The following is a 19,096-nucleotide window of genomic DNA, read 5'->3' as shown; positions in this document are numbered from 1 at the left end:
ACGGACCGTCTCGTCTAACCTGAGGACCGATCATGACGCTTCCCCGGAGCGGCCCCGTCCGGAGCGAAGCCGCGCGCCTCGCGATCCTCGACGCCGCGGCCGGGCTCCTGGCCGAGCGCGGCTACGACCACCTGACCATGGAGGGCATCGCCGCCCGCGCCGGCGTCGGCAAGCAGACGATCTACCGCTGGTGGCCCTCGAAGGGCGCGGTCGTCGCGGAGTGTCTCCTCGAGGGCAAGCTGCTCGACGGGCGACTGCTGCTGCCCGATACCGGCGACATCCGCCGCGATCTCACCGTCTGGCTCGGCGAGGTCTTCGCGCTCCTCGAATCTGCCCAGGGCGAGACGATCCTGCGCTCGTTGATCGCGGCGGCCGCGGAGCACGCCGAGATCGGGCGCCGGCTGCGCGACAGCCTGTCGGGCTCGGAGTCCGTGTCGGGCCGGTTGTCGCGCGCGATCGGAACCGTGCCCAACCTGCCCGAGGGCGCACCCGTCGAGCAACTCGCCGAGGCCCTCATCGGAGCCGTGCTGCTGCGGGCGCTGAGCCGCGAGCCGAGCGCGACCAGCGATGCGGAGCGTCTGCTGGACGCCGTGCTCGGCCCGGAGCTCTGAGGTCCGCTCGGGCGGTGCGCTGACGCGCGCTCGGCCAGGCGAGATATCCGTCCTCTTCCACCTGTCTGCCGCTAAGTGGGGCAGCTTCCGCACTCTGGGGCACGGAGGATCCTGCCCCAGAGCACCGGCGCTGCCCCACATGACGGAGGCAGCCAGCACAGTCGGCGTGCGACACCCACGAAACAAAAAAGACCCCCGAAAATCGAGGGCCTTGCTTGCTGGGGTACCTGGACTCGAACCAAGAACAACGGAACCAGAAACCGCCGTGTTGCCAATTACACCATACCCCACCGGTCACGATCGAAACCGTGCCGACGATCCAGTCTAGACGACCGCGAGGGCCCTTCCAAACCGCCCTAGCTCGTGCGGTGCTCTACGAGCCCGCCGAGGCGGCGGATCGACTCGGCCTTGCCGAGCATCTCCATCGATTCGAACAGCGGCGGCGACACGCGACGCCCCGTCAGAGCCACACGGGGCGGGCCGAAGGCGACGCGCGGCTTGAGGCCGAGTCCCTCGACGAGAGCGGAATTCAGTGCCTCCTGGATGGCGGCGGCCCGGAACTCCGATTCCGGCACGAGCTCCAGAGCCCCGACCGACGCGACCAGCACCTCGTTCGCGTTCTCGGGCAGACCCGCGAGCGCATCGTCGTCGTACGCGACCTCGTCGACGAACAGGAACCCGAGCATCCCGGGCACGTCGCCGAGCAGCGGGATCCGCTCCTGCACGAGAGGAGCGGATGCCTCGATCAGCTCCTGCTCGCGGGCCGTGGGTGGCGTCGAGATGAGTCCCGCCGACGCCAGGTAGGGCAGGATGCGCTCCGCGAAATCGGCGGGCTCGAGCATCCGGATGTGGTCGCCGTTGATCGACTCGGCCTTCTTCTGATCGAACCGGGCCGGGTTCGGGTTGACGTTCACGATGTCGAACGCGGCCACGAACTCGTCGAGCGAGAAGATGTCGCGATCGTGGGCGATCGACCAACCGAGGAGCGCCAGGTAGTTCAGAAGTCCCTCGGGGATGAACCCCTTCTCGCGCTGCAGGAACAGGTCGGCGCGGGGGTCGCGCTTGGAGAGCTTCTTGTTGCCGTCGCCCAGCACGAGCGGCATGTGCCCGAAGCGCGGGATGAACGTCGTCACGCCGGCATCGATCAGCGCACGGTAGAGCGAGAGCTGACGCGCCGTCGAGGGCATCAGGTCTTCGCCGCGCAGCACGTGCGTGATGCCCATCAGCGCATCGTCGACCGGGTTGACGAACGTGTAGAGCGGGATGCCTCCGGCCCGGACGATCACGAAGTCCGGGAACGACCCTGCCGGGAAGGTGACCTCGCCGCGGATCAGGTCCTCGTAGGTGACGTCCGCGTCGGGCACGCGCAGGCGCCAGGCGGGCTCGCGACCCTCGGCACGGAACGCGGCCTTCTGCTCGTCCGTGAGGTTCCGGTCGTAGTTGTCGTACCCGAGTTGCTTGGCGCGGCCGTTGGCCTCATTCCGCGCGTCGATCTCTTCGGCGTTCGAGAAACTTTCGTACACGGCGCCCGCAGCGATCAGCTTGTCGAGCACCTCGCGGTAGAGCTCGTGCCGCTGCGACTGACGGTAGGGCGCGTGCGGTCCCCCGACCTCGACGCCCTCGTCCCAGTCGATCTTCAGCCACCGCAGCGCGTCGAGCAGCTGTGCGTAGCTCTCTTCGCTGTCGCGCGCGGCATCCGTGTCTTCGATGCGGAAGATCATCTTGCCGCCGTGGTGGCGCGCGTAGCCCCAGTTGAACAGCGCGGTGCGGACCAGACCGACGTGCGGCAGGCCCGTCGGTGAGGGGCAGAAGCGCACGCGCACGTCTGCTCCCGTAGCGGTCGTGGTGGGATACAGGGCGGAAGCGGTGGCGTCAGACATGGCGACCCCAGCCTACTCGGGGGGCGGCCGTAGCCCCTCCCGGTCAAGCGCCTCCGACTCGGCGCCGTCTTGTGTTCGGTATTCAGTCTCTGCGCGCTGCGCTCAAGGCCCGTCGCCCAAATTTCCGCGGAAAATCTCGAGCCAGACGACCCAAAAGACTGAATTACGAACGCGCGGATGCCTCAGGCCGGGTGGCGCCGCGGCTCCCGCCACACCAGAACAAGCCCGACCACGACGGCCGCGACCGCGACGATGGCGACGAGTGCGAGCCCGCTGTAGCCGATCCAGCCGAGCACGACACCCGCACCGACGGCGCCCGCAGCCCCGACGAGGTTCATCGCCAGGTCGCTCCGGCCCTGCCGGCGCGTGCGCAGGGGCTCGGCGGTCGCCTCGGTCAGCAGCGCCGAGCCGGAGACGGTCGAGGCACTCCAGCCGAGGCCGAGCAGGATCAGCGACACTGTTACCGCGACGGAAACCTCGGACCAGAGCCACGCCGTGAGCAGCGATGCCAAGAGCAGCGCCTGCCCGATCGCGATCGTCGGCAGGCGTCCGAGCCTGTCGGCGAGGATGCCGAATACCGGGCTCAACGCATACATCCCCGCAATGTGCAGGCTGATCGTCAGACCGATCACCGTCAGCGTCGCGCCGTGGTGCAGCAGGTGCACGGGAGTCATCGCCATGACCGCGACCATCACGCCGTGACTCGCCGCAACCGCGAAGATCGCGAAGCGCGCCAGCACAGGACGATCCGGATGCATCACGGCCCGGGTGCGCGCATCGCCGGTCAGGGCATCCCGGAGCCGTGCGGCGAGGAGGAGCGGGTCCGGCCGGAGGGCCAGCAGATACAGCGCGATCGCGAGCAGCTGTGCCCCGATCGTGAAGACGTAGGGCCCGGTCAGCGGGGGCATGCCGAGCGCTGCCCCGATCGACTCTCCGGGCCCGACGAGGTTCGGCCCGAGCACCGCACCGATCGTCGTCGCCCACACCACGAGCGACAGGTCGCGGCCACGCGTGGCGTCCGTGGCGAGGTCGGCGGCCGCGAACCGCGACTGGAGGTTCGCCGCGGTTCCCGAACCCACCAGCACGAATCCGACCAGCAGCAGCGGAAACATCCGAAGTCCCGCCGCGGTGATGACGACCGCAACGCCTGCCAGCGCGATGAGCATGCCCGCCGACAGCGAGATGCGACGGCCGCGACGCCGCGCGAGAGCCGCCATGGGCACGGCGAGGGCGGCGGACCCGAGCGTCAGCGACGCGGTCGCGAGACCCGAGAGCGAGTCATCGCCCGAGATGTCCGCAGCGAGTAGCGCCCCGAGCGAGATCGTCGCGCCGAGGGCGAGGCCGCCGAGCACCTGTCCCGACGCCAGCACCAGCACGGTGCGGCGCTGAACCGCCCCGATATCGGTGGGAAGCGCGGCCGCGGCTGTCATGTCGACCTACGCGTCGCGCACGGGGTTGCGCAGCACGCCGAGCCCCGAGATCTCGACCTCGACGACATCACCCGCGACGACCGGGCCGATGCCGGCGGGCGTGCCCGTGAGGATGACGTCACCCGGAAGCAGAGTGAACACGGCAGAGGCGTAGGCGATGATGTCCGGCACCGAGTGGATCATGTCGGTCAGGGGCGCCGACTGCTTGATCTCGCCGTTCACGCGCGTCTGCAGCGTGGCGGCGGCCGCGTCGAAGTCCGTCTCGATCGCGGGGCCGAGCGGGCAGAACGTGTCGAAACCCTTGGCGCGTGTCCACTGCCCGTCGCTCTTCTGGAGGTCGCGGGCGGTCACGTCGTTGCCGAGCGTGTACCCGAAGACGTAGTCGAGAGCGGATGCCGCGGGCACATTCTTCGCGATACGCCCGATCACGACGGCGAGTTCACCCTCGAAGTCCGTTCGGGTCGACTGCGGCGGGCGCACGATGGCGTCGCCCGGTCCGACCACGGCGGTGTTGGGCTTCAGGAAAAGCAGGGGTTCGGCCGGAGCCTCGCCGCCCATCTCGGCCGCGTGGTCGTGGTAGTTCTTGCCGACACACACGACCTTCGAGCGCGGGATCACGGGCGCCAGCAACGACACCTCGCCGAGCGGTACGCGCTCCCCCGTCGTGCCGAAGCCGGCGAACATGGGGTCGCCCTCGAGCACGACCAGATCGGTCCCGTCTACGATGCCGTAGCGGATGGACTCTTCGTGGCTGAACCGTACGATCTTCACCCGATCAGCCTAGCCACGCCCGACGCATCCCCGCGCTCCCTGAGCCTGTCGAAGGGAGCAGCCACACGCAAGTCGTTCCGACAAGCTGAACGACCGGCACACGCAGGTCGTTTCGACAAGCTCAACGACCGCCACGCACAGGTCGTTTCGACAAGCTCAACGACCGCCACGCACAGGTCGTTTCGACAAGCTCAACGATCGGCACGCTCAGTGACGGTCCCCTGAACGCGCCCAGACAGGAAAACGCGCGAGAACAGGAAAATCCACGACGAATCGTCCTGTCTCCGCACGTTCTCCTGAATTCGAACGAACCCGACCGCAGGCTCAGGCGTCGAGGCGCAGCATCCAGCCGTGCTTGTCCTCGCGGCGGCCGTACTGGATGTCGGTCAGCTCTTCGCGCAGTGACAGCGCGAGCGATCCGGTCGGCTGCTCGTCGAAGAAGGTGCGACCCTTGAGCCCTCCGATCGGGGTGACCACCGCGGCCGTGCCGCACGCGAAGACCTCGACGATGTCGCCGGATGCCACGCCCTCACGCCATTCGGCGAGTGAGACCGCCCGCCCCTGAACCTTGTGGCCCCGGTCTTCGGCGAGCTGCAGGATCGAGTCGCGCGTGATGCCCTCGAGGATCGAGTCCGACATGGGCGTCACGACCGTGCCGTCCTTGTAGACGAAGACGACGTTCATGCCGCCGAGCTCTTCGACGTTGCCGTCTTGGTCGAGGAACACGACCTGGTCGCAGCCGTTCTCGTACGCCTCGGCCTGCGGCAGCAGGCTCGCGGCGTAGTTGCCACCGGTCTTGGCCGCGCCCGTACCGCCCTTGCCCGCGCGCGCGTAGTCCTCCGACAGCCAGATCGTGACCGGCTTCACGCCGCCCGAGAAGTACGCGCCCGCCGGCGAGGCGATGACGTAGTAGTTGACCTTGTTGGCGGGGCGAACGCCGAGGAACGCCTCTTTCGCGAACATGAAGGGCCGGAGATACAGGCTCTGGTCTGCGGCATCCGGAACCCACGCACCGTCGACCTTGATCAGCTCCTGCAGCGACTGGATGAAGTACGAGACAGGCAGCTCGGGCAGAGCGAGGCGGCGCGCCGACCGCTGCAGCCGCCGACCGTTCTGGTCGGGTCGGAACGTGTGGATCGAGCCATCCGCGTGCCGGTATGCCTTGATGCCCTCGAAGATCTCTTGCCCGTAGTGCAACACGGCGGCTGCCGGGTCGAGGCTGATCGGGCCGTAGGGCTGGACGCGCGGGCGGTGCCAGCCTCCGCCGACCGACCAGCACACGTCGACCATGTGGTCGGTGAAGTGCGTACCGAAGCCGGGGTTCTCGAGAATCTGCGCGCGCTGGGCGTCGTTCTTGGCCTGGAGGTTCCGCTGAACCAAGAACTGCAGGGGCGCGAGTCCGGCGTCGCGGTCGGCGCCCGTGCCGGGGTTGTCGATAAGGGTCATGTCAGTCCTGCCGATCGAAGATGGGTCGGCGCGTGATCACCGAGAGAAAATCGCGAGAGCTGGCCGGGTATCCCGAAGCTCTCAGGCTACAGGCGAGCCGCGATCGCGTCGCCGATGGCGCTTGTGGTGCGGGGTCCGCCGTCGCGGTCCGCGATGTCGGCCTCGACCGCGCGGGTCACGCGATCGGCCGCCTCGGCCAGGCCGAGGTGTTCGAGCAGCAGGGCCACCGACAGGATCGCCGCCGTCGGATCGGCCTTCTGCTGCCCCGCGATGTCGGGCGCCGATCCGTGGACGGGCTCGAACATCGACGGGAGCGCACCCTCGGGGTTGATGTTCCCGGATGCGGCGAGACCGATGCCGCCGGTGATCGCACCGGCCAGGTCGGTCAAAATGTCGCCGAAGAGGTTGTCGGTGACGATCACATCGAAGCGGGACGGGTTCGTGACCAGGAAGATCGTTGCCGCGTCGACGTGCAGGTAGTCTACGGCGACATCCGGATGCTCCGCCGCAACCGCCGCGACGACCCGCTGCCAGATCGACCCGGCGTAGACGAGCACATTCGTCTTGTGCACCCAGGTGACCTTCTTCGACCGCTTCTCGGCCAGATCGAACGCGTACCGAACCACCCGCTCGATGCCGAACGCGGTGTTGACGGACACCTCGGTCGCGACCTCGTGCGGCGTTCCGGTGCGCAGCGACCCACCGTTGCCGACGTAGGGCCCCTCGGTACCCTCGCGCACGACGACGAAGTCGATCCCACCGGCATCCGCCAGCGGTCCGGGAACGCTCGGGTAGAACTTCGACGGACGCAGGTTGACGTAGTGGTCGAGCTCGAACCGGAGCTTGAGCAACAACCCGCGCTCGATGTTGGCGTTCTTCAGGCGCGGGTCGCCGGGCACTCCCCCGACGGCGCCCAACAGGATCGCGTCGTGCGCCGCGATGCTGCCCAGGTCGTCGTCGGTCAGGGTGTCGCCGGTCTCGAGGAACCGCGCGGCGCCCAGCGAGAAATGCGTCTTCTCGAACGAGACGTCCGTTCCCGCGACGGCCGCGTCGAGGACCTTCTCGGCCTCGCCGACGACCTCGGGTCCGATCCCGTCACCGGGTATGAGTGCCAGCTTCACGACGCGCGTCATTGCTCAAATGCTCCTGGGGTGCGGTGGGTCGGGACCCTCCCAGGGTAGTGGCCGCGATCACCGCGGCGATCACGATCAGGAGCGCGCCGATGAGCGAGGTGATGACGACGCCGCCGTCGAACGCGTGCGCGGCCGCGGTGCGCAGGCCGTCGGCGATCGGCTCGGGCAGTCCCTCGGCCGAGGCCATGGCGCCCGCGAGCGTCTCGCGCGAGGCATCCGCGGCGTCCTGCGTAAGGCCCGGGGGCAGCAGCAGGTTCGCGCGGTAGTACGCGGTCAGGATGCCTCCCATGATCACCGTGCCGAGCACCGCGCCGAGCTCGTAGGCCGTCTCGGACACGGCGGATGCCGCACCCGCCTTGGCCGGGGGCGCGTTCCAGAGGATGAGCTCGTTCGAGACCGTCTCGGCCATGCCGATACCCGCACCGAGCGACATGAACGCCACGGTGAGCATCGCGAGCGAGCCGTCGCCCGCGGTGAGAGCGACGATCAGGTAGCCGAGCACCGAGAGGCCGAGGGCCGCGGGAACGAGAACACGCGGGGCGAGACGGCGGGCGAGCGGCACGACGCCGAGGCCGGCCGTCACCATGACCGCCAGGCCCGGAAGCAGGGCGATACCCGCGTTCATCGGGCTGAGGCCCAGGACCAGCTGCAGGTGCTGCGCGACGAAGTAGAGGAAGCCGACCAGGCCGATGACGCTCAGCAGGTTGACGAGGATGGCTCCGCTGAACGCGCCGCGCCGGAACAGCGACATGTCGAGCAGGGGCGTCTCGAGGCGCAGCTGCCGGCGGACGAACAGCACCGCGAGCACCAACCCGACACCCGCCAACGGCAGCGCGGGTCCCGCGAAACCTTCGACGGCGAGCGACTTGATCGCGGCGACGAACGGCACCATGGCGCCGAGCGACAGGACGATGCTCAGGATGTCGATACGGCCCGGGTGCGGGTCGCGGCTCTCGGGCACGAGAATCGGCGCGAGCACGAGCAGCGGCAGCAGCACGGGCACGGCGAGGAGGAACACCGAACCCCACGCGAAGTGCTCGAGCAGGAATCCGCCGACGATCGGGCCCAGGGCCATTCCGGCGCTGAAGCCGGCCGCCCAAACCGCGATCGCGAGGCGACGCTGTTCACGGTCGCGGAAGATCGTGCGCAGCAGCGACAGGGTCGCCGGCATGAGCATGGCACCGAAGAATCCGATGCCCGCGCGCGCGGCGATGAGCAGTTCGGCCGAGGGTGCAAACGCGGCGGCGATCGAGAGCACACCGAAACCGGTCGCACCGATCAAAAGCAGCCGTCGGCGCCCGAAGCGATCGCCGAGCGACCCCATCGTGACGAGCAGGCCGGCCAGAACGAGCGGGTAGGCATCCACGATCCACAGCTGCTGCGCGCTCGTCGGCTCGAGGTCGAGCGCGATCTGCGGCAGCGCGAAGCTCAGCACCGTGTTGTCGACCGATACGAGCAGCACCGGCAGCATGAGCACGGCAAGCGCGGCCCACGCGCGGGGTCCCGCCTTTTCGCTCGTTGCGTGGGGTGCCGTCGACGTCCGCTTCGCCGAGTAAGTCTGTGTAGCCATGATCCGTTCCATTAGTAAACCGTCCAGCCGGTATAGTAACAGACATGCACGGAATCCCGCTGGGCACACACTGGGTACGATCGAGCGCATGAGTCGTCCCCCGCGAGCCCGAGAAAGCGTGCTCGATGCGTTCGAGGCGATCCTGATCGACGAGGGCGAGAGATCCGCCACGATGGACGCCACATCGCGCGCCGCCGGAGTGTCGAAGGGCGGGCTGCTCTATCACTTCTCGTCGAAGGACGCCCTCGAGTCCGGCGTCATCGAACGCCTCGACGCCCTGGTCACGGCTGATATCGAAGCCATGATGGACGCCGACGAAGGACCTATCGCGTACTTCTTGAGGACGTCGGTGATGGAGAACGATCCGCTCGACCGGGCCATCCTCGCCACGTCTCGGCTCGCGCAGGGCGGGAATGCCTCAGCCAGCGCGGCGCTCCGTCGCGTGCGCGAACGCTGGGGCGACGCGCTCCGCCCGCATACGAAGGATGCGGCATCCCTCGACCTCGTGATGCTCGTGAGCGATGGCCTCTACTTCAACAACGCGCTCGAGGGCGGCAACATCCCGGGCCCGGTCCCCCGCGGCACCGAGATGGACGCTCTGATCGCCCTGGTCGAGGCGTCCGCCCGCGCCTGAGCCGGGCTCAGCCCGAGGGTGCCCGCTTTCCGGCGCGAGGGTGCCCGTTTTCCGGCGCGAAGGTGCCCTTTTTCCGGCGCGAAGGTGCCCTCTTCATCCCGCGAGAGTGGCCTTTTCATCACGCGAGAGTGCCCATTTACCGGCGATGAGCGTCAGCACAGGCACCCTCAGGCGCAAAAACAGCCACCCTCGGGCGTTGGGACAGGCACCCTCGCGTGACGAAACGGGCACCCTCGGGCGTTGGAACGGGCACCCTCGCGTGGGTGGGGAATCGCTCAGACCTCGGTGATCTCCAGCTGCACGAGCAGGTCGGCCTGGATCGCCTCGCGCACCTCGTCGAGTAGTTCCTCGGGCACCCGTGAGTCCACGGTCAGCACCGACAGCTGCGCACCACGCTGGCTGCGCGCGACCTGCAGCCCCGCGATGTTGATGCCGGCATCACCGAACTTCTGACCATAGATCGCGACGATCCCCGGGCGATCGGTGTACAGCATGACGATGTGGTGCTGAGCGATCGGCACCTCGATCTCGTAGTCGTTGAACCCGACGATCTTCTCGACCATGCGGGTGCCCGACAGGGTGCCCGATACCGTCAGCACGGTGCCGTCCGCGAGCGTTCCGCGGAGCGTCGTGATGTTTCGGTAGTCCTCGCTGACCGGGTCGACGATCAGGCGCGTCTCGATGCCGCGCTGCTCGGCGAACAGGGGCGCGTTGACGTACGAGACGTTCTCGCTGACGATGCTCGTGAAGATCCCCTTGAGCGCTGCGAGCTTGTAGACGCTGACGTCGTATGCCGCGAGCTCGCCTCGCACCTCGATGTCGAGGTTCGTGAGCGCCGCGTGCGACATGCCGCTGAACACCTGACCGAGCTTCTCGACGAGCGCGATGCCGGGGCGGACGAACGGATCGATCACGCCACCGGCCACGTTGACCGCATCCGGAACCAGGTCGCCCTCGAGGGCGAGCTTGACCGAGCGTGCGACCGAGACGCCGGCCTTCTCTTGCGCCTCGTCGGTCGAGGCACCCAGGTGCGGGGTGACGACGACGTTCGGCAGCGCGAGCAGCGGCGAGTTCTTCGGCGGCTCGTCGACGAAGACATCGAGACCCGCACCGGCGATGATGCCGGCCGAGAGCGCCCGGAACAGGGCGTCCTCGTCGATCAGTCCGCCGCGGGCGACGTTGACGACGTACGCTGTGTCTTTCATCATGGCCAGCTCGGCGTCGCCGATCATGCCCGTGGTCTCGGGCGTCTTCGGCATGTGGATCGTGATGAAGTCGCTCGTGCGCAGCAGTTCTTCGAACGGCAGCAGCTCGACGTGCAACTGCTGGGCGCGCGCGGGGGTGACGTACGGGTCGTAGGCGACGACGCGCATGTCGAACGCCTGCAGGCGGGCCGCGATCAGGGCACCGATGCGTCCGAGGCCGATGATGCCGACCGTCTTCTCGTACAGCTCGGTACCCGTAAAGCTGCTGCGCTTCCACTGCCCCTCGGCGAGCGACGCGTGCGCCGCCGGGATGTTTCGGGCAAGGCTCAGGATGTGTCCCACGGTCAGCTCCGCGGCTGACACGATGTTCGAGGTCGGCGCGTTGACAACCATGACACCGGCCGTGGTGGCGGCCTTGATGTCAACGTTGTCGAGCCCGACACCGGCCCGCGCCACGACCTTCAGCACGGGCGCTGCCGCGAGGGCCTCGGCGTCGATCTGCGTTGCCGAGCGCACCAGCACGGCGCTCGCGTCGGCGAGGGCGGCAAGCAACGCCGGGCGGTCGGTGCCGTCGACGTGGCGGATGTCGAACTCCGGACCGAGCGCGTCGATGGTGGCGGGCGAAAGTTCTTCGGCGAGCAGGACGACGGGCTTCGTCACGGTGTTCCTTCGTGTTGCGCTGTGTTGCGCGCTCGCACGCGGTGTTGTCTGCGCGCGGCGCATTGCGGTTCTGTGACCCCGTGCTCAGCGCGCGGGAGTCTTGTGGGCCGCGCCGCACGCCTGCGATACAACGGGGCGAGGCGAGAAAAAGCCTATCGGCTCCGGGCACGAGCCTCGTGCGCGTCACACGCGTCGTGGGCCGCGGTGACTAAGGCCGGAGACGAAGCGGATGCCTCAGCCGACCACCGCGGACGTGTTCAGGCTCGTGTACGAAATGACGTTGAGCCAGAAAACCGCGACGAGCCCGAGCCCCGCGAGAAGCACGAGTGCGTAGACCGCCACGCCCCTGCGGTAGCTGAGCGCGAACGAAACCGCGAAGGCGATCACGGGGAACAGGATCGCGAAGATCCAGATGAACCAGCCGAGCGCGTTGAGGGGGGCGAGCAGGATCGTCGTCGATATCGCGAGCCAGGCGGCGCCGGCATAGATCAGTCCGAAGAACCCACCGACGACCGCCAGAATCCAGGTCGGCGTCCTGCGCGTGCCGAGTGATGCATCCGTCATCGTGCCACCGCTCCGATCATGAGGAATGGCCAAGGGATGAGCAAAAGCACGCCGACACCGAGCCACAGCCAGCGCAGCCAGGGGCTCGACTTTCGCGTCGCGAACATCGTGGTCGCGAACCAGATGATGGGCGCCGCGGCGGCGAGCCACAGCGCTGCCTGATACGTCCCGCTCCCCACGAGCAACTGGTACCGGATCTGCAGGCGCAGGCCACCGACGAGCCAGCCGATCGCGAACAGCAGGTACACGCCACCGAGTACGCCGATCGAAACGAGTGCCGCGGTGCCGAGTCCCGCGGGCTCTGGCTCTTCGACACCCGAGGCGAAGTCTTCGGATGCTTCGGGCGCCGCTTCTTCGGCAGCTCTCGTCTCTGTCCGCGAGGTGCGTGCGGCAGTGCCGACGCCATTCGTATCAGCTGCGGGCTGGGGCGGAGGGGTGTGAGCCGCGGGCGCGCTGTGCGTCACGCTCCCGCTACCCCGGCCGACCGGCGTCCAGCCGTCGGGCAGTGATGCCGAATCGGAGGCGGCGTCATCCTCGGCGGCAGCATCCTTGGCGGCAGTGGTCCCCGTGTCGAGTGTCGGGTCGTCGTCGCCGTCCCAGCTCAGGGCTTCCTCGTCGCGTCGCGGCATGCCCCCAGAGTATCCCGCAGAATTCATCCCCTTGTGAACGGACGGGAACTATGCACCCGCGCCGGGGCCGCGGCGGCGGACCCGGGTTGCGACCCAGGGCCAGAGCGCGACCCCGATAGCCACCAGCGCGAGCATGCCCGCGGCCACCCAGGGACCGGCGGAGGCAATCGGAGTGCTCTCGGATGCTTCGGGCCCGGGCGTCGCCAGCGAGTTCGGCGCCGTGCTCGCCCCATGCTTCGGGGACGGCGCGGGCGATGGCGTCATGGGCGCCGCGGACTCCGCGGGGGTCCCCGAGGGGGCGGGCTCTGAGCCGTCCGCCGCGGCATCGGGGGCGGTGTCGGCAGATGCGGCGGCGTCGCCCGCCGCGGAATCGGCGGGCGACGCGGGCACCGGAGCGGGCGCCGGGGCCGCGGGTGCCGGCGCTGGTGCCGCGGGCGCTGGGGCTGGCGCCGCGGGCGCAGGGGCCGGCGCGGCCGGAGCCGGAGCCGGAGCCGGGGCCGGCAGCCCGCTGCCGGGATAGTTCGCGAATACCTGCACGGCCCACGTCGTTCCGTTCGCCTGAATGAGCGCGGTTCCGATGTCGGTGAAGTTGCCGAGGATGTTCGCACGGTGCCCCGACGAGTTCATCCAACCGCTGTGCGCGGCAGGTCCGCTGTTGTAGCCCTGGGCGACGTTCTCGCCCCAGCCGCGCCATCCGCCGGGGATCTGCGATCCGACCGACGGGTTGTGCGACAGCGTCCCGCTCGCCGCCATCTGATTCGCCCAGTTCAGCGCGACCGCGTCGAGCGAACCGTTGCGGACCAGCCCGCCGAGGCCGTTCTGGGCGCGCGCCTCGTTCGCCAGGGCGACGATCGTGCCTTCGTCGTATGCTGCGGCCGGCGTCGCCGCTCCCCCGACTCCCATCCCCAGTACGAGGGCCGCCGCCAGGACCAGACGGGCTAAGACCGACTTGACCCGCCACGGGGCAGGGTTCGGATCATGGTCGAGAACGCGCATAAATCCACGCTAAGCGACGATCAACCAGTACCACCGCTTCCGCCTCCCGGGCGACGAGTCGTGTCGGCGTGCGTGACGAGCTCCGGACATCTCAGAGGGACAATCCATCGAAGCTGGCGGAAATCGACCATATTCCGGGTTGCCGGGCACGTCCTACCTCCCGGATGTCCGGCGAGGACAAAAAAGGCCCGGCCGCCACACCCCGGGTTGCGGGGGCGTGACGGCCGGGCTCAGCCGAGCCTGGTGGGACGACTGGTCTATCGGGCCGAGCTGTGCTCAGCGGCCGAGGTCAGCGCGCGGCACTGCCCTCGGTGATCGCGAGAGCGATCACAATTGAGCGCCGGTTGATACACCGAGGTCAGCGCGCAGCGCTGCCCTCGGTGTAGTCGGCGTCCTGCTGCTTCCATGCGAAGAGGGCGCGCAGCTCACGGCCGACCTCTTCGATGGGGTGCTGGGCACCCTTTTCGCGGAGCGCGAGGAACTCGGGGGCTCCCGCATCCTGGTCGCCGATGAAGCGCTCGGCAAAGGCGCCGGACTGGATGTCGCCGAGAACGGCCTGCATGTTCTCCTTGACGTGCGGGTCGATCACGCGGGGGCCCGAGACGTAGTCGCCGTACTCGGCGGTGTCGGAGACCGACCAGCGCTGCTTGGCGATGCCGCCCTCCCACATGAGGTCGACGATGAGCTTGAGCTCGTGCAGCACCTCGAAGTAGGCGATCTGCGGCTGGTAGCCTGCCTCGGTCAGGGTCTCGAAACCGTACTGGACGAGCTGCGAAACACCACCGCAGAGCACGGCCTGCTCACCGAACAGGTCGGTCTCGGTCTCTTCCGTGAAGGTCGTCTTGATGACGCCGGCGCGGGTTCCGCCGATCGCCTTGGCATACGACTTGGCGATGTCCCAGGCCTGGCCCGAGGCATCCTGCTCCACCGCGATGATGTCGGGGATGCCGCGACCCGCGACGAACTCGCGACGCACCGTGTGACCGGGCGCCTTCGGCGCGACGAGGATCACGTCGACACCCTCGGGGGCGTCGATGTAGCCGAAGCGGATGTTGAAGCCGTGCGCGAACGCGAGGGTCTTGCCCGCGGTCAGGTGCGGGGCGATCTCGTTCTTGTAGATGCCGCGCTGGTGCTGGTCGGGCGCGAGGATCATGATGAGGTCGGCCCACTCGGCGGCCTCGGCGACCGACTTGACGGGGAAGCCGTCTTCCTCGGCCTTGGGGGCCGACTTCGACCCCTCCTTGAGGGCGATGACGACCTCGACACCCGAGTCGCGCAGGTTCTGGGCGTGCGCGTGTCCCTGGGAGCCGTAGCCGACGATCGCGACCTTCTTGCCCTGGATGAGCGCGAGGTCGGCGTCGGAGTCGTAGAAGATCTCGGCCATGGTGATGTATTTCTCCTTGTATGTGTTGGTCGTTGAGCGAGCGAAGCGAGACGAAACGCTCGAAAGGGTCAGCCGCGGAGGACGCGCTCGGTGATGCTCTTGCCGCCGCGACCGATCGCGAGCAAGCCCGACTGGGCCAGCTCCTTGACTCCGAACGGCTCGACGGCGCGCAGGAACGCGTCGATCTTGCCGTGGTCGCCGGTCACCTCGATCACGAGCGCATCGGTCGAGTAGTCCACGACCGAGGCGCGGAAGAGATTCACGACCTCGATGACGTTCGAGCGGGTGGAGTTATCGGCGCGCACCTTGACGAGCATGTGCTCGCGCTGGACGGATGTCGAGTAGTCGAGCTCGACGATCTTGATCACGTTGATCAACTTGTTGAGCTGCTTCGTGACCTGCTCGAGCGGCAGTTCTTCGACGTCGACGACGACCGTGATGCGCGACAGACCCGGCACCTCGGTGACGCCCACGGCGAGGGACTCGATGTTGAAGCCACGGCGTGCGAACAGGCCGGCGACGCGCGTCAGAAGACCCGGCTTGTCCTCCACGAGGAGGCTCAGGACGTGCTTGCTCACGGTCAGTCCTCCTGTCCGAAGGCCGGCGAGTGCTCTCTCGCGTATTGGACGAAGCTGTTACTGACGCCCTGGGGCACCATCGGCCACACCATCGAGTCGGCGCTCACGACGAAGTCGATCACGACGGGGCGATCGTTCGTCTCGAGCGCGAGCTTGATCGCCGCGTCCACGTCTTCTTCCTTCTCTACACGGATGGCGAGGCATCCGTACGCTTCGGCGAGCTTGACGAAGTCCGGCACCCGCATGGTGTCGTGACCCGTGTTCAGGTCGGTGTGCGAGTAGCGGCTGTTGTAGAACAGCGTCTGCCACTGGCGCACCATGCCGAGCGAGGAGTTGTTGATGATCGCGACCTTGATCGGGATGTTGTTGATCGTGCAGGTCGCGAGCTCCTGATTGGTCATCTGGAAGCATCCGTCACCGTCGATCGCCCACACGACACGGTCGGGTTCGGCAACCTTCGCGCCCATCGCGGCGGGAACCGAGTAGCCCATCGTGCCGGCGCCGCCGGAGTTCAGCCAGGCGTTCGGCCGCTCGTACTTGATGAACTGCGCCGACCACATCTGGTGCTGTCCCACGCCCGAGGCATAGATGCCCTCGGGGCCGGTCAGCTCTCCGATCCGCTGGATCACGTACTGCGGCGCCATCAGGCCATCGGTCGTCGGCGCGTAGCCGAGCGGGAACTCTTCGCGCAGACCGTCGAGGTACGACCACCACTCCGAGATGTCGGGGGTCAGCTCGGCCGCCGCGGCGGCGTAGGCGCCCTCGAGGTCGACGAGCACGTCGCGCAGATCACCCACGATGGGAACATCGGCGGCGCGGATCTTGCCGATCTCGGCCGGGTCGATGTCGACGTGCACGACCTTGGCGTTCGGGGCGAAGAGCGCGGCCTTGCCGGTCACGCGGTCATCGAAGCGCGCGCCGAGCGAGACGAGCAGGTCGGCCTCTTGCAGGGCGAGCACCGCGGGAACCGTGCCGTGCATGCCGGGCATGCCCAGCTGCTGCTGATGCGAGTCGGGGAACGCACCGCGGGCCATGAGCGTCGTGACGACGGGCGCACCCGTCGCTTCGGCCAGGCGCAACAACTCGGCGGACGCCTTGGAGCGAATCACACCACCGCCGACGTAGAGCACGGGCTTCTTCGCGGCCGCGAGCAGCTGGGCCGCGGCCTGGATCTGCTTGCCGTGGGCCTTCGTCACCGGGCGATAGCCGGGCAGATCGATCTTCGGCGGCCAGATGAACGGCGCCTCCGCCTGCTGGGCGTCCTTCGTGATGTCGACGAGCACGGGACCGGGACGACCGGTGCCCGCGATTTCGAACGCCGAGGCGATCGCGGCCGGGATGTCTTCGGCCTTCTTGACCAGGATCGAGTGCTTCGTGATCGGCATCGTGATACCCACGATGTCGGCCTCTTGGAATGCATCCGTTCCCATCAGCGTGCTGAAGACCTGACCGGTGATGCAGACGATCGGCACCGAGTCCATGTAGGCGTCGGCGATCGCGGTGACGAGGTTGGTCGCGCCCGGACCCGACGTCGCGATGGCGACACCGATGCGTCCGGATGCCGAGGCGTAACCCTCTGCGGCGTGACCAGCACCCTGCTCGTGGCGCACGAGAATGTGGCGCAGATCGGTCGAGTCCATGAGCGGGTCGTAGACGGGCAGGATCGCTCCGCCCGGCAGACCGAAGACGTCGGTGACGCCGAGCAGCTCGAGAGAGCGGACGACCGCCTGCGCACCCGTGAGCACGGGCGCGGACGCGGTGCGAGCGGGCGGCCGGGGAATGGCCGTGGCAGATTCGGCGGGCATGGTGAGAATCCTTGCGATCGGAATGACTGTGATGAATCGCCGGCAGATGGCCGACGAATGCCGCATCCGTCGGACGCGGGCTATCCCGTAACTGCGCCCTCCGCGGCGGAGTGCACGAGCTTGGAATACTTCGCCAGAACGCCTCGGGTGTAGCGCGGGGGCAGCGGTTCCCAGCCAGAGCGGCGGGAGCTGAGCTCAGCCTCATCGACGAGTAGGTCGAGAGTGCGAGCTGCGATATCGACCCGTATCAGATCACCATCGCGCACGAAGGCAATGGGACCTGCGTCCACTGCTTCGGGTGCTATATGGCCGATGCAGAGGCCGGTTGTGCCGCCTGAGAATCGTCCGTCCGTCAAGAGTAGTACATCTTTTCCGAGCCCGGCCCCCTTGATGGCGGCGGTGATCGCGAGCATTTCGCGCATTCCGGGGCCACCCTTCGGGCCCTCGTAACGGATAACGAGCACCTCGCCAGGATTGATCTCGCCAGCCTCGAGCGCATCCATTGCCCCGCGCTCACGCTCGAAGACCCGCGCGGGACCCTCGAAGACCGCCGCATCGAAGCCAGCGGTCTTCACGACCGCTCCCTCGGGGGCCAAGGAGCCGTGCAGGATCGTGATGCCGCCAGTGGCATGGATGGGGTCATCGAAGGTGTGGATGACGGTCCCGTCGATCGGACGCGGATCGAGGTCGCGGATGTTCTCGGCCAACGTCTTGCCGGTGACCGTCAGGGCGTCCCCGTGCAGAAGGCCCTCCTCGAGCATCGCTTTCATGATGACCGGGATGCCGCCATGGCGGTCCACATCGTTCATGACGTATTTGCCGAAGGGCTTCATGTCGGCGACGTGCGGAACCTTGTCGCCGATGCGGTTGAAGTCGTGCAGCGTCACGTCGACGGCCGCCTCGTGCGCGATCGCGAGCAGGTGCAGCACGACGTTCGTCGAGCCGCCGAGGGCCATGGCGAGCGCGATCGCGTTCTCGAAGGCTTCTTTCGTGAGGATGTCGCGGGTCGTGATGCCGAGGCGCAGCAGGTTGACGACGGCCTCGCCGGAGCGATGCGCAAACGAATCCCGCCGGCGGTCTGCACTGGGCGGCGCCGCGGATCCGGGAAGGCTGAGCCCGAGGGCCTCCGCGACAGAAGCCATGGTGTTCGCCGTGTACATCCCGCCGCAGGCGCCCTCACCGGGAGCGAAGGCGCACTCGATGCGGTGGAGATCTTCGTCGCTCATCTTGCCCGCGAGACGCGCGCCGACCGCCTCGAACGAGTCGATGATCGTGATGTCCTTCTCGGTGCCGTCGCTGAGCTTGACCCAGCCCGGTGCGATGGAACCTGCGTAGAGGAACACGCTCGAGAGGTCGAGACGGGCGCTGGCCATCAGCATCCCGGGGATCGACTTGTCGCAGCCCGCCAGCAGCACGCTGCCGTCAAGGCGCTCCGCCATCATGACCGTCTCGACCGAGTCGGCGATGACCTCGCGCGACACGAGCGAGAAGTGCATGCCCTCGTGGCCCATCGAGATGCCGTCCGAGACCGAGATGGTGCCGAACTGCAGTGGGTAGCCCCCGCCCGCGTGGACCCCTTCCTTGGCGCCCTGTGCGAGTCGATCCAGGCTCAGGTTGCAGGGCGTGATCTCGTTCCAGCTCGACGCAATGCCGATCTGGGGCTTCTCCCAATCGGCGTCGCCCATCCCGACACCGCGGAGCATTCCGCGTGAGGTGGTCGCTTCGATGCCGTCGGTGACGACCCGCGAGCGGGGCTTGATATCGACGGGGGAACTGTCAGACGGGTCGTACGGAGCCATC

16 protein-coding genes and 1 tRNA gene are annotated in these 19,096 nt (G+C 68.0%); 2 read left to right on the top strand and 15 right to left on the bottom strand.

The genetic code is table 11. From position 1 onward, the window contains the following. Positions 1–32 precede the first annotated feature (32 nt). On the top strand, positions 33–611 hold the full coding sequence (locus CGU34_RS08525) for a TetR/AcrR family transcriptional regulator (protein ID WP_100813846.1): 579 nt from the start codon (positions 33–35) through the stop codon (positions 609–611). 218 nt (positions 612–829) lie between these two features. Here CGU34_RS08525 and CGU34_RS08520 read toward each other — a convergent pair. The 7 genes from CGU34_RS08520 to CGU34_RS08490 all read right to left on the bottom strand — a co-directional run bounded on the left by CGU34_RS08520 (position 830) and on the right by CGU34_RS08490 (position 8,841). After that, positions 830–901 (bottom strand) — tRNA-Gln (locus CGU34_RS08520). 66 nt (positions 902–967) lie between these two features. Continuing rightward, a complete protein-coding gene (gltX, locus tag CGU34_RS08515; RefSeq protein ID WP_100813845.1) occupies positions 968–2,491 on the bottom strand; it encodes a glutamate--tRNA ligase in 1,524 nt (507 codons plus the stop codon). Between the two features lie 182 nt (positions 2,492–2,673). Continuing rightward, positions 2,674–3,921 (bottom strand): MFS transporter, encoded by a 1,248-nt coding sequence (locus tag CGU34_RS08510; RefSeq protein ID WP_036294135.1) that lies wholly within the window; start codon positions 3,919–3,921, stop codon positions 2,674–2,676. Positions 3,922–3,927: 6 nt separating this feature from the next. Further along, entirely contained in the window at positions 3,928–4,692 is a 765-nt protein-coding gene (locus tag CGU34_RS08505) for a fumarylacetoacetate hydrolase family protein (RefSeq protein ID WP_036294138.1), read from the bottom strand. A 324-nt stretch (positions 4,693–5,016) separates the two neighbouring features. Then, entirely contained in the window at positions 5,017–6,138 is a 1,122-nt protein-coding gene (locus tag CGU34_RS08500) for a branched-chain amino acid aminotransferase (protein ID WP_051512817.1), read from the bottom strand. An 86-nt stretch (positions 6,139–6,224) separates the two neighbouring features. Continuing rightward, a complete protein-coding gene (locus tag CGU34_RS08495; protein WP_100813844.1) occupies positions 6,225–7,271 on the bottom strand; it encodes a 3-isopropylmalate dehydrogenase in 1,047 nt (348 codons plus the stop codon). Beyond that, a complete protein-coding gene (locus tag CGU34_RS08490; RefSeq protein WP_100813952.1) occupies positions 7,234–8,841 on the bottom strand; it encodes an MFS transporter in 1,608 nt (535 codons plus the stop codon). Before CGU34_RS08490 ends, CGU34_RS08495 begins: the two co-directional genes overlap by 38 nt. A gap of 88 nt (positions 8,842–8,929) precedes the next feature. On the opposite strand from CGU34_RS08490, the gene CGU34_RS08485 reads away from it, so the two are divergent. Further along, entirely contained in the window at positions 8,930–9,475 is a 546-nt protein-coding gene (locus CGU34_RS08485) for a TetR/AcrR family transcriptional regulator (RefSeq protein ID WP_100813843.1), read from the top strand. A 275-nt stretch (positions 9,476–9,750) separates the two neighbouring features. Here the strand turns inward: CGU34_RS08485 and serA are convergent, their stop codons facing one another. The 8 genes from serA to ilvD form a co-directional block, all read right to left on the bottom strand. After that, a complete protein-coding gene (gene serA, locus CGU34_RS08480; protein ID WP_036300301.1) occupies positions 9,751–11,340 on the bottom strand; it encodes a phosphoglycerate dehydrogenase in 1,590 nt (529 codons plus the stop codon). A 234-nt stretch (positions 11,341–11,574) separates the two neighbouring features. After that, positions 11,575–11,904 (bottom strand): hypothetical protein, encoded by a 330-nt coding sequence (locus tag CGU34_RS08475; protein WP_036300300.1) that lies wholly within the window; start codon positions 11,902–11,904, stop codon positions 11,575–11,577. After that, positions 11,901–12,533 carry a DNA polymerase III subunit gamma/tau gene (locus tag CGU34_RS08470; RefSeq protein ID WP_100813842.1) on the bottom strand — a complete coding sequence of 211 codons (633 nt, stop codon included), beginning with the start codon at positions 12,531–12,533 and terminating at the stop codon, positions 11,901–11,903. Before CGU34_RS08470 ends, CGU34_RS08475 begins: the two co-directional genes overlap by 4 nt. Before the next feature lie 48 nt (positions 12,534–12,581). Then, the gene (locus CGU34_RS17525) at positions 12,582–13,529 is read right to left on the bottom strand and encodes a CAP domain-containing protein (RefSeq protein ID WP_100813841.1); all 948 of its coding nucleotides are present in this window, start codon (positions 13,527–13,529) and stop codon (positions 12,582–12,584) included. Between the two features lie 358 nt (positions 13,530–13,887). Then, on the bottom strand, positions 13,888–14,913 hold the full coding sequence (gene ilvC, locus CGU34_RS08460) for a ketol-acid reductoisomerase (RefSeq protein WP_100813840.1): 1,026 nt from the start codon (positions 14,911–14,913) through the stop codon (positions 13,888–13,890). 68 nt (positions 14,914–14,981) lie between these two features. Continuing rightward, a complete protein-coding gene (ilvN, locus tag CGU34_RS08455; protein WP_036296958.1) occupies positions 14,982–15,491 on the bottom strand; it encodes an acetolactate synthase small subunit in 510 nt (169 codons plus the stop codon). A gap of 2 nt (positions 15,492–15,493) precedes the next feature. Next, positions 15,494–17,296: an acetolactate synthase large subunit gene (locus CGU34_RS08450; protein WP_100813839.1), complete on the bottom strand. Its 1,803-nt coding sequence runs from the start codon at positions 17,294–17,296 to the stop codon at positions 15,494–15,496. A gap of 80 nt (positions 17,297–17,376) precedes the next feature. Then, complete coding sequence (gene ilvD, locus CGU34_RS08445) at positions 17,377–19,095, bottom strand: dihydroxy-acid dehydratase (RefSeq protein ID WP_100813838.1); 1,719 nt, start codon at positions 19,093–19,095, stop codon at positions 17,377–17,379. Position 19,096 lies beyond the last annotated feature (1 nt).

It is taken from the genome of Microbacterium lacus, from assembly GCF_002812805.1.
GTDB lineage: Bacteria > Actinomycetota > Actinomycetes > Actinomycetales > Microbacteriaceae > Microbacterium > Microbacterium lacus_A.
The sequence above is the reverse complement of the archived record's forward strand: the minus strand, read 5'-3'. Positions and strand labels throughout refer to the sequence as shown.

Coding starts and splice junctions, on each gene's coding strand:
- CGU34_RS08490 (WP_100813952.1), bottom strand. CDS start 8,841: ATGGCTACACAGACTTACTCGGCGAAGCGGACGTCGACGGCACCCCAC.
- CGU34_RS08450 (WP_100813839.1), bottom strand. CDS start 17,296: ATGCCCGCCGAATCTGCCACGGCCATTCCCCGGCCGCCCGCTCGCACC.
- CGU34_RS08475 (WP_036300300.1), bottom strand. CDS start 11,904: ATGACGGATGCATCACTCGGCACGCGCAGGACGCCGACCTGGATTCTG.
- CGU34_RS08500 (WP_051512817.1), bottom strand. CDS start 6,138: ATGACCCTTATCGACAACCCCGGCACGGGCGCCGACCGCGACGCCGGA.
- CGU34_RS08510 (WP_036294135.1), bottom strand. CDS start 3,921: ATGACAGCCGCGGCCGCGCTTCCCACCGATATCGGGGCGGTTCAGCGC.
- CGU34_RS08525 (WP_100813846.1), top strand. CDS start 33: ATGACGCTTCCCCGGAGCGGCCCCGTCCGGAGCGAAGCCGCGCGCCTC.
- gltX (WP_100813845.1), bottom strand. CDS start 2,491: ATGTCTGACGCCACCGCTTCCGCCCTGTATCCCACCACGACCGCTACG.
- ilvC (WP_100813840.1), bottom strand. CDS start 14,913: ATGGCCGAGATCTTCTACGACTCCGACGCCGACCTCGCGCTCATCCAG.
- CGU34_RS08485 (WP_100813843.1), top strand. CDS start 8,930: ATGAGTCGTCCCCCGCGAGCCCGAGAAAGCGTGCTCGATGCGTTCGAG.
- ilvD (WP_100813838.1), bottom strand. CDS start 19,095: ATGGCTCCGTACGACCCGTCTGACAGTTCCCCCGTCGATATCAAGCCC.
- CGU34_RS08495 (WP_100813844.1), bottom strand. CDS start 7,271: ATGACGCGCGTCGTGAAGCTGGCACTCATACCCGGTGACGGGATCGGA.
- CGU34_RS17525 (WP_100813841.1), bottom strand. CDS start 13,529: ATGCGCGTTCTCGACCATGATCCGAACCCTGCCCCGTGGCGGGTCAAG.
- CGU34_RS08470 (WP_100813842.1), bottom strand. CDS start 12,533: ATGCCGCGACGCGACGAGGAAGCCCTGAGCTGGGACGGCGACGACGAC.